Source organism: uncultured Selenomonas sp. (assembly GCF_963528755.1).
GTDB lineage: Bacteria > Bacillota > Negativicutes > Selenomonadales > Selenomonadaceae > Selenomonas.
In genome coordinates this window covers 23,628-37,094 of record NZ_CAURXA010000001.1, presented here as the reverse complement: position 1 = coordinate 37,094, position 13,467 = coordinate 23,628, and the positions used below count along the sequence as shown (strand labels likewise).

At 58.4% G+C, this 13,467-nt stretch carries 14 protein-coding genes; all 14 read right to left on the bottom strand.

Features of this window, described 5'->3' with window-relative positions:
- Positions 1-7: 7 nt before the first annotated feature.
- The 14 genes from mtaB to RWS31_RS00130 all read right to left on the bottom strand — a co-directional run bounded on the left by mtaB (position 8) and on the right by RWS31_RS00130 (position 13,365).
- Complete coding sequence (mtaB, locus tag RWS31_RS00195; protein ID WP_314595153.1) at positions 8-1,294, bottom strand: tRNA (N(6)-L-threonylcarbamoyladenosine(37)-C(2))-methylthiotransferase MtaB; 1,287 nt, start codon at positions 1,292-1,294, stop codon at positions 8-10.
- Positions 1,245-2,030, bottom strand: coding sequence for a 16S rRNA (uracil(1498)-N(3))-methyltransferase (locus tag RWS31_RS00190; RefSeq protein ID WP_314595151.1), 786 nt, complete (start codon positions 2,028-2,030; stop codon positions 1,245-1,247). Before RWS31_RS00190 ends, mtaB begins: the two co-directional genes overlap by 50 nt.
- Positions 2,027-2,989, bottom strand: a complete 963-nt coding sequence (gene prmA, locus RWS31_RS00185; protein ID WP_314595149.1) for a 50S ribosomal protein L11 methyltransferase — start codon at positions 2,987-2,989, stop codon at positions 2,027-2,029. The genes RWS31_RS00190 and prmA overlap by 4 nt, the downstream gene beginning before the upstream one ends.
- A gap of 232 nt (positions 2,990-3,221) precedes the next feature.
- A complete protein-coding gene (locus RWS31_RS00180) occupies positions 3,222-5,171 on the bottom strand; it encodes a TonB-dependent receptor (protein ID WP_314595147.1) in 1,950 nt (649 codons plus the stop codon).
- 42 nt (positions 5,172-5,213) lie between these two features.
- On the bottom strand, positions 5,214-6,209 hold the full coding sequence (locus tag RWS31_RS00175; protein ID WP_314595145.1) for an ABC transporter substrate-binding protein: 996 nt from the start codon (positions 6,207-6,209) through the stop codon (positions 5,214-5,216).
- Positions 6,206-6,982: an ABC transporter ATP-binding protein gene (locus tag RWS31_RS00170; protein WP_314595144.1), complete on the bottom strand. Its 777-nt coding sequence runs from the start codon at positions 6,980-6,982 to the stop codon at positions 6,206-6,208. Before RWS31_RS00170 ends, RWS31_RS00175 begins: the two co-directional genes overlap by 4 nt.
- A 1-nt stretch (position 6,983) precedes the next feature.
- Entirely contained in the window at positions 6,984-8,003 is a 1,020-nt protein-coding gene (locus RWS31_RS00165) for an iron ABC transporter permease (RefSeq protein WP_314595142.1), read from the bottom strand.
- A 275-nt stretch (positions 8,004-8,278) separates the two neighbouring features.
- Positions 8,279-9,613 (bottom strand): lipase family protein, encoded by a 1,335-nt coding sequence (locus RWS31_RS00160; protein ID WP_314595141.1) that lies wholly within the window; start codon positions 9,611-9,613, stop codon positions 8,279-8,281.
- Between the two features lie 141 nt (positions 9,614-9,754).
- A complete protein-coding gene (locus tag RWS31_RS00155) occupies positions 9,755-10,030 on the bottom strand; it encodes a GNAT family N-acetyltransferase (protein WP_314595140.1) in 276 nt (91 codons plus the stop codon).
- A gap of 27 nt (positions 10,031-10,057) precedes the next feature.
- Positions 10,058-10,579 carry a signal peptidase I gene (gene lepB / locus RWS31_RS00150; protein WP_314595137.1) on the bottom strand — a complete coding sequence of 174 codons (522 nt, stop codon included), beginning with the start codon at positions 10,577-10,579 and terminating at the stop codon, positions 10,058-10,060.
- 83 nt (positions 10,580-10,662) lie between these two features.
- Entirely contained in the window at positions 10,663-11,004 is a 342-nt protein-coding gene (rplS, locus tag RWS31_RS00145; protein ID WP_314595136.1) for a 50S ribosomal protein L19, read from the bottom strand.
- 191 nt (positions 11,005-11,195) lie between these two features.
- Positions 11,196-11,912 (bottom strand): amino acid ABC transporter ATP-binding protein, encoded by a 717-nt coding sequence (locus tag RWS31_RS00140; RefSeq protein ID WP_314595134.1) that lies wholly within the window; start codon positions 11,910-11,912, stop codon positions 11,196-11,198.
- Positions 11,899-12,564 carry an amino acid ABC transporter permease gene (locus RWS31_RS00135; protein WP_314595132.1) on the bottom strand — a complete coding sequence of 222 codons (666 nt, stop codon included), beginning with the start codon at positions 12,562-12,564 and terminating at the stop codon, positions 11,899-11,901. Before RWS31_RS00135 ends, RWS31_RS00140 begins: the two co-directional genes overlap by 14 nt.
- A 21-nt stretch (positions 12,565-12,585) precedes the next feature.
- A complete protein-coding gene (locus RWS31_RS00130; protein ID WP_314595130.1) occupies positions 12,586-13,365 on the bottom strand; it encodes a basic amino acid ABC transporter substrate-binding protein in 780 nt (259 codons plus the stop codon).
- Positions 13,366-13,467 lie beyond the last annotated feature (102 nt).

Below are 13,467 nucleotides of genomic sequence, written 5' to 3'. Positions count from 1 at the left end.
TAAACTTTCAGATCTCGCCCCAAACGCCGTCGCGATAAAGGCGCACGAGGCGCATCGCATGGATTTCTCCCGTTCGAACGGGCGCATCCGTATAGACGCGGATGTAGTTCGCTGTGAGTCCATCTGTGACGCCCTCGCGCTCCGTCTCGAAGAGAACGGGCATCTCTGTGCCGAGAAAGGCGGAGTGAAACGCCTCGTTCTTCTTTGCGGCGAGCGCCTGCATACGATGCACGCGCTCCTTCTTCTCCACCTCGGGAACCTGCGCGGCAAACGCGGCTGCCGGCGTACCTCGGCGCGGCGAGTAGGGGAATACATGCATGCGTGCGAAATTCATGCGCTCGACGAAAGCAAGGCTTTCCTCGAAGAGTTCCTGCGTCTCGCCTGGAAAGCCCACGATGATATCCGTCGAGATGGCGACGCCGGGCACGGCGCGTTCGACGCATTCAATGAGCGCGGCGAACTTCGCCGTGTCGTAGTGACGGTTCATCGCGCGAAGCACTTCATCCGATCCCGCCTGCAGCGGCAGATGAAGATGCCCGGCAAAGCGCTCCTCCTGCGCGAGGAGTGCGAGCAGATCGTCCGACAGCTCGATTGACTCCAAAGAGCCGAGGCGCAGACGCTTGAGTCCCGGCAGGGAAAGAACAGCGCGCACGGCGTCGGCGAGCGTCACATCGTCGAGGTCTCGCCCGTAGCAGCCGAGGTGGATGCCCGTCAGGACGATCTCCTTGAAGCCCATAGCGAGGAGCTTCGCCGCCTCGCGCCGCACGCTCTTCAAAAGGCGCGAGCGCACGGGACCACGCGCGTAGGGAATGATGCAGAACGAGCAGAAATTCTCGCAGCCCTCCTCAATCTTCAGAAAAGCACGCGTTCTCGCGGGCGCGCCGAAGAGCGGGATGTCCTCGAACTCGGAGGCGTGCATGATGTCGCCCGTGCCGTCGAAGACGCCCGCCTCGCGCGCCGCTCTCTCCACGTGATCGACAATTCCCGCTCGCTCCTTCGTGCCGAGCACGACACGCACGCCCTCGATCGCGCGGATCTCCTCAGGCGCGACCTGCGCGTAGCAGCCCGTCACAGCGATGACGGCTCGCTCGTTCAGGCGTCGCGCACGGCGGATGAGCTGGCGCGACTTCTTCTCGCCGAGACTCGTGACCGAGCACGTGTTGATGACATAGACGTCCGCCGCCTCGTCGAAGGGGACGATGGCGTAGCCGCGCTGCCGGAAAAGCCCCTCCATCGTCTCCGTTTCAAACTGGTTGACCTTGCAGCCCAAGGTCGTCAATGCTGCTTTTGGCAAAACCAAGATCTCCTTTTTCATACTGCACGAGCGCGAGCGCGACGATCGCCGCCGTATCAACGCGCAGGATGCGCCGACCAAGCGTCACGGCAGAAAAGCCGTGCGAGACTGCAAGCTGCGCCTCCGCCTCGTCGAAGCCGCCCTCCGGCCCGACGAGCACGAAGATGCGCCGCGCCTTCGAATGCGAAAGAGCCGTGCGCAGTTCCCGCCGCTCTTCCATCTCATAGAAAAAAAGGCGCAGGGCATATTCCGCTGCCCCCTGCCCTTCTATCGCCGCGCGAAAGGGCACGATCGGCATCACCTCGGGGATGCGCGTGCGCCCGCACTGCTTCGCCGCCTCCGCCGCGATCTTCTGCCAGCGCTCCACGCGTGCACGCGCCTTCTTTTCGTCGTAGCGCACGACGACGTTCTGGCTGAGCACGGGACGGATGCACGCGACGCCCAGTTCCGTCGCCTTCTGTACGATGAAGTCCATGCGGTCACCCTTGGGCAGGCACTGGAAAAGCTCGATTTCTGCCTGCGATTCCGCTGCTTCCGACAGTCGCCGAACGAGTCGAAGCTGTACCCTGCCATCTGCAAAGCCCGCGACCTCGGCCTCAGCCGAGCCGCCCGCACCATCGGCGACGAGAAGCTTCTCGCCGATCTTGGCGCGCATGACACGCTGCAGATGATGCGCGTCCGCGCCCCGCACCTCCATCGTGTCCGCGATCTCGCCTTCGAGAAAGACGCGCCTCATCGCGCTCCTCCCCCCTTGACGATGACGGCCGCCCATCCCTTTTCCTGCTCGATCTTCTCAACGGCAAAACCATGCTGGGCGGCGGCTTCCACGACATCCGGCAGACGATCCTCGATGATGCCCGACAAGAGCATCGTGCCGCCCGCCGCCAGAGATCCCTTCACCTCGCCGAAAAGGCGCACGATGATGTCGGCAATGATGTTCGCAATGATGAGATCCGCCTTGCCCGCAACGCTCTTTAGAAGATCGCTCCGCTCCGTGCGCACGACGTCCTCTGCGCCGTTCTGGCGCACGTTCTCGCGGGCGACGCGCACGGCGACAGGGTCGAAGTCCACGGCTTCGACCCTTTTTGCGCCGAGCTTCGCCGCGACGATGGCGAGCACGCCCGAACCCGTGCCGACGTCGAACACCGTCATGCCCGGCCGAACGAGGTCTTCGAGCGCACGGATGCACAGGGACGTCGTCGCGTGCTGCCCCGTGCCGAATGCCGCGCCCGGATCAAGCTCCACGACGATTTCTCCCGCCTTGGCTTCATATTCTTCCCACGTCGGCTTGATGACGGTGCGCGCGCCGATCTTTTCCGTGTGGAAGAACTCCTTCCACGTCTCGGCCCAATCCTCGTCGGCAACCGCCTTCCACGACACCGCGCCCGCGCCCTTGTCGATTCCATGAGCTGTCAAGTCATCCAGCCGCGCGGCAAAACGCTGCAGCTTTCCCTCAAGCTCCTCGTCGAGCGCCCAATACGCCTTGACGCGCACGACCTCCGTTTCCTCGCTCTCCTTGAGATCCGTATAGTCCCAGAGTCCCGAACGAATGTATTCGTTCAAGAGTGCCGGATCTTCGATAACCACGCCTGCAGCGCCCAATTCCTGCAAGATTTCTGACACAAGATCCGTCGCCTCATGCGACGTATCCACACTCACTTCCGCCCACTGCAAAAAGCATCGCTCCTTTCTCATTCGTTACCATCATACAATAACGAGGCCCTGCGCGCAAGAAAAAGGGGCTGCCGCACATAAATCATGTGCGGCAGCCCCTTTTTTTCGTACACAAAAAGTGCCTCCACCCTAGCAAAAGGGCGGAGGCGGATATAAAATAGACTTATGAAAAATCTAATTCTCCAACTTTCTATAGATCTGCAAAAGTCGCGCACTCTGCCACTCTCCTGCGAAAAGCAGCTTCCCCTCCGTCTCAGAAATTATACGTCATACCGAGGGTAAAGTGGCGGCCAGGCATCGCGTAGGCACCAAGCGGTTGCCAAATGCTTCCCGTCGCACCGATGGATTCATACGACTCATCCGTGAGATTACTGCCTTTCAGGTAGAGCTTCAGAGCATCGTTCACCTGATAATTCACGCCGAGATCGAGAGTAAAGTAGCTCGAATCCGTGAAGCGTTCTTTGCTGCGTCCCGTCACATAGTTCATGTCTGCGTCGGCGCTCCAACGATCCTTTGTATAGGATACGCCAAAACGGTAGCCGTTCGGCCGCGTGTTTGTCGAAAGGTATCCCTTCGCAGGATCGGTCGAGTCGATATAGGCATAACTGTAGGCTGCGCGCAGCTGCCACTCCTTGCTCGGATGGTACATCGCATTGAGTTCCATGCCACGACGATCTTCCGTCTGTACATTCTCATAATATCCGTAGAGAGGCCCCTGTGTCCAATTTAAGGCATTTTTCACATTGCTCCAATAGAGGCTGCCCGAAACGCGCCACTTCTTCGACAGCTGACTTTCCGCGCCCAGCGTATAGGTCTGTGAAGTTTCTTGCTCTAAGTTCGGGTTGCCTTTCCAAAAGGGCGTATTTGCATAACGCATCTTCAATGACGGATTGTTAATTGCCTGTCCCCATGATGCATAGATATGCGTATTCTTGCCGATTTTTTTATTGATGCTGATGTGCGAAGCGAGATCGCCGCCAAAATCGTCATGATGCTCGTAGCGCGAGCCAAACTTCAATGCGTATCCGTTACCAAGATCCCAATCGTCCTCGAAGAAAAGCGATTTCGTCGTCGCAGAAGCGTCCATCGGCACATAGCCGCTGACCTCATGAATCTTCTCACGCGCCCAGAGGAAGCCGCCGACAAGCATATTTGCATTGCTGATCTGCCAAATCTTTTGTCCCTCGACGGTATCACGGCTCAGATTGTGGCTGTACTGGCTGTTGAAACCGCCGTCTGTCTTCGACTCGTTGCGGTAGTAGCGCAGGAACGTCCCCTCGCCTTCCGATTCAGACTTGAACATATACGTCACGCCATAGCCTGTATCGGTACCCTTCGTCCGTCCCTGATACATCGACGCACCAGTTTTCGGATTGCTCAGAAGTACACCATAGCCATCATTCATATCGTATCGTGAAAACTCCAGGCGCAGACGGTCTTTGCCAAGGATACGGTCGTATCCGAGCGTGATGTTCTCGTGCCTCATATCGCTGTTTTGAAATTCGTGCTTATCGCCGTACGTGTTCTTATAGTCGTAGTTGTCGCGCCTTTCCTTCGCATAGCCAATCTTGAAGCGATTCTCCTTGTCACCTCCACTCGCCGTGACGCCCATGCGCCAAGCATTCCATGTGCCATACTGCACATTGACATTGCCCTTGAAATCGCCCGTGCGCGGCCTTTTCGTGATGATGTTGATGACGCCCGAGACAGCGCGCTCGCCGTAGAGCGAGGAGTTCGGCCCGCGCACGATCTCAATGCGCTCAACGTCGTCGATTGCCACCTGGTCGACGTTGACGGCATTCGTATCGCCGCTGACGACAAGGTGATCCCAGTTGACCTTCTTGCCGTCAACCATCACGAGGACGCGCGAGTCGCCGTTGATGACGGGATAGGCGGCGAATCCCTTCTGTACGACGTTGATGTTGCTGCCCTTGAGCGCGTCGGAGACGGTCTTGTAGTTGCCGCGCTCGATCTCTGCCTGCGTGATCAGCGTGACGTCCGCCGGCACATCGACGATCTGTGTATCGCTACGGCCTGCCGTGACGACGATCGCATCGAGCGTGTAAGATGTCGGAACGCCCGCTGCCGCGCTTTCCACCGCTCCCTCTTCCGCAGCATACACCGACGTCAAAGGCACGGCGGCAAAGCCCGCGCCAAAAGCCAAAGCGCCCACAATCCAACGGGACAGATTCTTCTTGCTCATAAATCATTTCCTCCTTGCAAAGCCGCCTTGCTCTTTGGCAGCTTAAAACCCGCAGGCATCCAAACCTGAGGCAATCCTTTCGAGCGCGTCCACCGTGCGCCCATTTCCATTATTGACCTCGGCGAAGGGGATGACGATAACTCGCCTTTCACGCACCGCACGCATATTGCGCAAGTTGAAGTCCGTGAAAAGTTCCTCTTCCGCCTCCAACAGCGAGATATTCTTCCCGTTGACATAGAGGATGACGTCGGGATCAAATGCAAGCACGCGCTCAGGGCCTACGGCGCGCAGCTGGCGTGTCGTCACATTGTCCGCACCCGCCTTCTCTGCGATGTCATCAATGATGTAGCCCGGCCCATAAAGGCTGTAGAGGCTGTTGCCGTGCGACTGCAGGATCATTGCAGTCGCACGCCTTTCGCGTACTTTTGTGCGCACCTCCACAACGGCGACTCGCGACTTCAACTGTGCAGTGTACTCCCTGGCTTTCTCTTCCACACGGAACATTTTCCCCACATCCTCGATGAACGGATAAACCGTACCTTCGAGCGTCGGTCTTCCCTTTCGTACAGTGGCAGGGACAATGTAACAGCCTACGCCCTTTTGGAAGTAGCTGTACACATCACCGAGCGCTTCGGGCGTGAAGTGATGCGACCAGCCAATAATGAGGTCGGGACGAAGTGCCGAGACCTCCTCACGGCTCGGCACATAGGGCGCAACGATGAGCGGCAGGCGAGCATAGGCGGCGGCAAGCTCTTCCGGCTCTTCGCCGTAGGGCGCGACCGTGCCGGCGATCCTGTCTCCCAATCCCAACGTCAGCAGAAGCTCCGTTGCGCCCGGATAGGTGACGAGCACGCGCTCCGGCACATGGTCGAGGAAGAACTCCGCCCTGCGCCCTTCGCTGTCCGCCGTAAAGAAGCGCTCGCCCGTCCGCTCTTCTGGCGCACCGCCGCCGCGCCCCTCAGTGAAGGAAAGCCACAGCACGAGCACAGAAAAGCATACGAGCGGCACGAGCGGCATCATACCGCGAAGCCGCCTCACGAGGCTGCCTCCGGCACGCGGTAGTCGACGATCGGCAGTCCCGCCTCGTCGTACTTCACACGGCTCCTGACACCGTAGACGTCTGCGAGCATCTGCTCCGTGATGACGTTCTTCGGCGTTCCCTCCATGACGATGCGTCCTGCCTTCATGACGACGAGCCAGTCGCAGAACATCGCCGCGAGGTTCAAGTCATGCAGCGCGGCTATGATGCCGACGCCGAGCGACTTGACGAGTCGCAGCAGATGAAGCTGATACTTGATGTCGAGATGGTTCGTCGGCTCATCGAGGATCAGAAGGCGCGGCTCCTGCACGAGGCAGCGCGCTAGCATGACGCGCTGCTGTTCGCCCCCTGAAAGTGACTGGAAGCTGCGCTTCGCCTGCTCCGCCATACCTACCTTTGCGAGAGATGCGTGAACGAGCACGTAGTCTTCCTCTGTGTCCTTCTCGAAGTTTTCCTTGTACGGCGCTCTGCCCATCATGGCGATTTCCTCGACGGTGAAATCAAAATCGACGAGATGGAACTGTCCCATGACGCCAACGCTCTGCGCTGCTTCCCTGAGAGGAATATCAGCGAGCGGGCTGCCGTCGAAGGCAATCGCGCCCTTCTGAATCTTGTTGACGCGGTAAAGGTGCTTCAGGAGCGTCGACTTGCCGCAGCCATTCGGGCCGAGAAGCGCAACGAAACGATCGGCAGGAAGCGTCACATCGATGTCGTGCAGGATCTCCTTGTCCTTGATGCCGAAGGACAAATTTTTTATGCGAATCTCCTTCATATCAGCCTCCGAAGTTCCTGCCGCCGCCAAAGAGCAGCTTCATGAAAAGCGGCGCACCGATGAGTGCTGTGATGATGCCGATGGGCAAATCCCCCGCGCTCAAAAGAACGCGTGACAGGAGATCTGCGACGACGAGGAAGATCGCGCCGACGAAGAGTGCCGCCGGTAAAAGGCGCTTGTGCGACGCGCCCGTGAAAGCGCGCACGAGGTGCGGCACAACGAGTCCAACGAAGCCGATGATGCCGCAGGTCGCGACGAGCACACCTGTCAGAAGCGCAAGAAGCGCCATGTAAATGCGACGCCTACGACTCGCGTCGATGCCCAGCGTGACGGCAAGATCTTCGCCGAGAAGCAGCACATCAAGCGTGCGCAGCTGCGAGAGAAAATAGATCGCGAGTGCGGTTACGATGAGCACAGGCAGAAAGAGGCTGTGCCACTTCGCATCAGCAAGCGATCCCATCGTCCAAAATGCCGCCGACTGCATGCCGTCGGCATCCGCCGCCATGTAGACGATGAAGTTCGTCGCCGCCGTGCAGAGTGCGCTGATCGCCGCGCCCGCGAGCACGAGCTTCACAGTCGACACACGCCTGCCAATGCCCGCAAGCAAGAGAACAGCAGCCGTCGCACCAATCGCACCGAGGAAAGCGCATCCCGGCACGCCGAGGCCGATCGCCGCCGATCCGAAAAGGATCGAAAGCGTCGCGCCGACCGCCGCGCCCGAGGCGATACCAAGGATAAAAGGTTCGGCGAGCGAGTTCTGTACCGATGCCTGCATGACAACACCCGCGAGAGCGAGTCCCGCTCCCGCCGTCATGGCAAGCAGGACACGCGGCACGCGAAGCTCCCAAATGATGTCCGTGATCGCGGGATCGGCAGCAGGAACAGCTCCCATGAGCTTTGCTGTGACGATCGCAGCAACTTCGCCCGCCGGCACGCTCACGCTTCCCAAAGACATCGCGAGTAGCGCGACGAAGCCGAGCAGCAGCGCCAAAACAAGCGGCGCTGCGAAAAAACGATTCATGTAGAGAAATGACTCCTTCCTATTTGATTGCAAAAAGCAGAAAATTAGTCGCAAAACTTTCATCAATTTAATAATGAATTTCATTCACTAAGGCTATCGGAATTTCTTCTGTCCGTCAATAGGCATTAAGTACAGATAAAAGAAGGAATCGGCACATATGTCAAAGCCGACGTATGTGCCGATTCCTTCTTTTCTAGCTTAACATTCATCAAAAATGCTTTATGTGCGACAGCTCCGGCGCACAAGGTTCAAAAATCGGCCGTCTGCACGCGCATTTACAGTCCCAATGCGGCATCGCGCGTCTCGCTCCCCTTGTACATGAGATAGAGGAATGCCTCGATCGCGGGCAGATCGCCCGTGTTCGTGCTGCGCGATTCCATAGACAGCAGCCGTCCGTCGCTCGTATAGATCTCCTCCTCAAGTGTCAGACGGAAACTGCCATGCCTTTCTCGCAGCAAATTGCCCGAAAAATGCTCGACGAGGACGTACTTGCAGCCGGCGGCACGAGCGGCGGCGAAAAGCGATTCCTGTGTTCCGCCTTGCGTGGAAAAGACCGTCGGCGCATAGCCGACGTCGAGTGCATCGTGCACGGCACGCTCGATGTACGGCACATCCTGTGCGAGCGCCTCGGGCAGGTCAAAGGACGGCGCCGCGACGTAAAGGCCGCCCGCCAGTTCCTGCGGCGTACCACAAAACAGTTCGTGTGGTGAATCCGTCTGCGCCGCATCGTAATAGCGGCGCAGAGCCTCGTCAAAGTAGAGCGCCATCTCATGATTGAAGCGATCCTCTCGCGTCGCAGGCTTCCAGACGATCTTCTCGCCAAACTGCACGAATCCCTTGCCCAAAGACTGCAGGACGGCGGCGACGGGATCGGCCTGCATGACAATGCGCGTGAAATGAAGCTTCGTTTCGTAAAGCCGTGCAAACTTCTCATCGCCTACAGCGGGCGCGCCGAACGTGACGACGTGAAGTTGCTCGGGCGGCACGCCGAGATCAGCGAGGCGCGCCGCCGTCACGAGAGACGCCGCACCGCCTAGGCTGTGACCCGTCAGATAGAGCGTCTCTTCGGGATTCTCTTTGAGCTCCGCTGCCAGCGCTTCGCCCGCCGTCTGATCGCCGAGCTCCGGCATCGCCTCCGTGAAGAGCGCCGCCATGACAAAATCGTTGAATCCCTTGTGAACACGCGGCAGATCAGCAGCGTCGCTTCCTGCCGCAGCAGCGGCGAACTCTGCCGGAGTGGTTCCGCCAAAGGGAACGGCGGAGAGACGCAGATCGACCTCGATGTCCTTCTTGTTCTCCGTGCCGGGGAAGGAGAGCACGGCGATGCGCCTACCATCTGTAAGCGTCTTTCGTGCCAGATGGACACGCCCCTCTGCAGCTCGCGTCGATGTGCTGCGGCTCTGAAAATCCCAGGCCGTCTCCTCGAGCCAACTGCGTACGAGAAGCCCGCCGTCATCGGAATACGAAGCGGAAGAAACGAGCGCGGCAAGCAAGTCAATCTCTGGCTCTTCCTGCGCCGAAGCCGACAGCGGCAAGAATGCAAGGCAAAAAAGAAATAGCGCCAAAACCGTGGGCAGGCAACGCCGCCCTGCAAAATTCTTTCGTTCCATCTCAACCCCTCCCCCGGCAAGATGTTTGCTCCTTTTTGGAAAGTGTATGACAAAAAAAGAGGAAAATCAATAGAAGCCGTATTAAGAACGACTCTTATTGATTTTCCTCTCGGCAGTCGTGCCGCCAGAGCGTCCGCCCGATTATTGCGATACACCTTTCTCTGCATGTCGCTTCAACCAAGCCGCCGCATACGAGCACGAAGCATCCTTCAGCAACTTTCCATCGCGCCGCTCGATCTCCGAGACGGCTCTTGCGACGAGTTTGCCCGCTATGCCCTGTCCCTGCAAGGAAGCGTCGACTTCCGTATGGAAGATGTCATAGACGCCCGACGTGACTTCCGAAAAATCCACGCGGGCGAGCACGGCGCCGTCCGCATTCTTGTATACGATGCTGTTTCCTTCCGTCTGAAAATCCATGTCCGCCTCCTTATGCAAGACCAAGTCTCAAGGCAGAGACTTCGCCTCGGCGACCGGCCAGAACACGACCATCGCCTTGCCCTTGATGAGATCGTAGGGGACGAAGCCGACGTCAGCGAAGCGGCTGTCCTCGGAATTGTTGCGGTTGTCGCCCATGACGAAGATGTGACCGGCAGGAACTGTCGACAGAGGATAGTTCGTCAGCGTCTTTTCGAGAATGTAGTCCTCGTTCAATAGCTGCTGATTCAAGAACACCTTGCCGTCCTTGATCTCGATCGTGTCGCCAGGCACGGCGATCACGCGCTTGATGAAGTCGCGGCTCGGGTCGCGCGGATAACGGAAGACGATGATCTCGCCACGCTCCGGCTCCCTCATGCGATAAATGAATTTATTGACGACGAGACGCTCGCGTGACTGCAGAGTCGGCCGCATGGACGGGCCGTCCACGACGTAAAGCTCCACGATGAACTGACGGATGACGAAGGCGAGCACGACGGCGACGGCGATCGCCACGAGCCAATCCTTGACTTCTTCTCCCAACGAACTCATAAAATACCTCCTGAAAAGGAAATAGGGACTGCGGAGGGAAAATGCCCAGCCGGCATTCCCCAAGGCAGTCCCCATGATGTGCTTCAGCGCCTCTCGCGGATGCGAGCTGCCTTACCCGTAAGGTTGCGCAGGTAATAGAGCTTCGCACGACGCACGATGCCGCGGCGCATGAGCTGAATCTTGTCAAGACGCGGCGAATGCACCGGGAAAGTACGCTCGACACCGACGCCGTAGGAAATGCGGCGCACGGTGAACGTCTCGCGAACGCCCGTACCTGAGCGCGCGATGACGACGCCCTCGAACGCCTGGATGCGCTCGCGCGTTCCCTCGACGACCTTGACGTGCACGCGCACCGTATCGCCGGGAGCGAAGTCGGGGATGTCGGAGCGCAGCTGTTCCTGCTCCAAAGCCTGAATGATGTTCATTTATTTTCCTCCTTAATCTCAGACGTTCGTAAGAGAGTCTCTTCTCTCCCAGAGGACCGCCCGTATGCTCGCCTATTCTATCACAAAAGGCGGGCAATTTCAACCACTTCCGCAAGAAGTTTTTTCGCAGAATATTTTCGCTGCATCGCTTCTCGCACTTCTTCAAGCAGCGAGACGCGATGCACGACACCTCAGAGCACCTTCGACAGGAAGTTCTTCGTCCGCTCTTCTTTCGGATGCTCAAACACTTCCTTCGGTACGCCCTGCTCGATGATCCGCCCGTCATCGACGAAGAGCAGGCGGTCGCCAACTTCACGCGCAAAGCCCATCTCGTGCGTGACGATGACCATCGTCATACCCTCGGCAGCCAGGGAGCGCATGACGTCCAAGACCTCCTTGACCATCTCGGGATCGAGAGCGCTCGTCGGCTCATCGAAGAGCATGAGGCGCGGCTTCATCGCGAGCGCACGCGCGATGGCGACGCGCTGCTGCTGACCGCCCGAAAGCTGCTCTGGATAGGCCTCCGCCTTGTCCGCCAGGCCGACCTTCTCCAAGAGCATTCGTGCATCCTTTTCCGCCTCTTCGCGTGTGGTCTTCCTGACCTTGCGCGGCGCAAGCGTGATGTTGTCCAAAACCGTCATGTGCGGGAAGAGGTTGAAGCGCTGGAACACCATGCCAACCTCAGCGCGCACCCGGTTGATGTCTGAGGCCGACAGTTCCTTGCCGTCGATGGAAATCTTTCCCTTGGACGGCACATCGAGGTAGTTGATCGAGCGCAGGAGCGTCGACTTGCCCGAGCCGGACGGTCCTATGATGACGACGACCTCCTTGTCCGCGACTTCGAGATCGATGCCTTTCAAGACGAGGTTGTCGCCGAATGCCTTGTAAAGCCCCTTAATGCTTATCATCGGTTCTGAACCTCCGTTCGAGATAGGCGACGAGCTGCGAAATGGAAAGCGTCATCACGAGATAGATGATGGCGACGCAAGGCCAGATTTCCAGCGAGCCGTAGGTGCGGGCAATGATGAGCTGGCCGCTTCGCGTCAGTTCTTCAAAGCCGATGACCGAGACGAGCGACGAATCCTTCAAAAGTGCGATAAACTCGTTGCCGATCTGCGGTATGACGCGCTTGACTGCCTGCGGCAGGATGATGTGCCACATCGTCTGCAGCCACGTCATGCCCAGAGAACGCCCCGCTTCCATCTGCCCCTTATCGATCGACTGGATGCCCGAGCGGAAGATCTCAGCGACATAAGCGCCGCTGTTGATGCTGCACGCCGTGATCGCCGCGAAGAACGGGTCGACGCGCTGCCCCGAGACGACGGGAAGCGCGAAGTAGATCAAAAAGATCTGCACCAAGAGCGGCGTTCCGCGCAGGAAATCGATATACGCCATCGCCAGAAGGCGCAACGGCTTGACCTGCGAGATGCGCGCCACACCAACGACGAGGCCTATGACCACGCCGAGTGCAACGGAAATCGCCGTGATCTTTATCGTCACGAGTGCACCGACGAGCAGGACGGGGAAGGAATTCACCGCCAGATCGAAATCAAAATTCATGCCTGCACCTCACGATTGTCCTCACTCGGCCTTCTGCCCGAACCACTTCTTGTAAATCTCGTCGTACTTGCCGTTTTCCTTGAGCTTCTTCAAGGCGTCGTCGACTTTCTTCTGCAGTTCCTGATTGTCCTTCGCCATGGCGATGCCGTAGTCCTCGGATGTCAGAAGCTCGTTGACGACGCGCACGTCCTTCTCGCCGCTCTTGGCGATGTAATAGTCGTTGACCGGGCGATCGTTGACGACAGCCTGCACGCCGCCCGCCTTCAGCTCAAGGAAGGTGTCCGCTGAGCTGTTCAGCTCCTTGACCTGGATATCCGGATTCTTCTTGACTTCCTTCGCACTCGTCGTGCCGATCTGCACGGCGACCGTCTTGCCCGCGAGATCCTTGAAGCCGTTGATGTCCGTATTGTCCTTCTTGACGACGATCGTCAGACCCGACTGATAGTAAGGCTCCGAAAAGAGCACGTTCTTCTTGCGCTCGTCATTGATCGTCATGCCCGAGATCGCGATGTCGATGTTCTTCGACACGAGCGCCGGAATCAAGCCGTCAAAATTGATGTTCTGGATGTCCGCCGTCATGCCCATCTCTTCCGCCACGGCACGCGCCAGATCCATGTCGAAACCCTCGTATTCCTTGCCGTTCTCACCTTGGAACTCAAAAGGTGCGAAGTCCGCATTCGTGCCGACGCGCAGCGTCTTCGACGCCGAACCCGAATCCCCCGAACCGCCGCAGCCCGCAACGGCGAAAGAAGCCGCAGCCAGAAGTCCGACAGCGCCGAGCAGCATTTTCTTCATCTTCATGAAAGAATCCCCCTCCTAAAAACAAACACCCTATAAAAGCAACATAAAGAAGCTCGGGATGACCCGAGCCCTCTCGCATCGTGTAACATTATAACACAGATT

Bases quoted from the DNA above. Each gene is read 5' to 3' on its own strand.
- RWS31_RS00190 (WP_314595151.1), bottom strand. From the start codon at position 2,030: ATGAGGCGCGTCTTTCTCGAAGGCGAGATCGCGGACACGATGGAGGTG.
- prmA (WP_314595149.1), bottom strand. From the start codon at position 2,989: ATGAGAAAGGAGCGATGCTTTTTGCAGTGGGCGGAAGTGAGTGTGGAT.
- RWS31_RS00180 (WP_314595147.1), bottom strand. From the start codon at position 5,171: ATGAGCAAGAAGAATCTGTCCCGTTGGATTGTGGGCGCTTTGGCTTTT.
- RWS31_RS00170 (WP_314595144.1), bottom strand. From the start codon at position 6,982: ATGAAGGAGATTCGCATAAAAAATTTGTCCTTCGGCATCAAGGACAAG.
- RWS31_RS00165 (WP_314595142.1), bottom strand. From the start codon at position 8,003: ATGAATCGTTTTTTCGCAGCGCCGCTTGTTTTGGCGCTGCTGCTCGGC.
- RWS31_RS00160 (WP_314595141.1), bottom strand. From the start codon at position 9,613: ATGGAACGAAAGAATTTTGCAGGGCGGCGTTGCCTGCCCACGGTTTTG.
- RWS31_RS00155 (WP_314595140.1), bottom strand. From the start codon at position 10,030: ATGGATTTTCAGACGGAAGGAAACAGCATCGTATACAAGAATGCGGAC.
- lepB (WP_314595137.1), bottom strand. From the start codon at position 10,579: ATGAGTTCGTTGGGAGAAGAAGTCAAGGATTGGCTCGTGGCGATCGCC.
- rplS (WP_314595136.1), bottom strand. From the start codon at position 11,004: ATGAACATCATTCAGGCTTTGGAGCAGGAACAGCTGCGCTCCGACATC.
- RWS31_RS00140 (WP_314595134.1), bottom strand. From the start codon at position 11,912: ATGATAAGCATTAAGGGGCTTTACAAGGCATTCGGCGACAACCTCGTC.
- RWS31_RS00135 (WP_314595132.1), bottom strand. From the start codon at position 12,564: ATGAATTTTGATTTCGATCTGGCGGTGAATTCCTTCCCCGTCCTGCTC.
- RWS31_RS00130 (WP_314595130.1), bottom strand. From the start codon at position 13,365: ATGAAGATGAAGAAAATGCTGCTCGGCGCTGTCGGACTTCTGGCTGCG.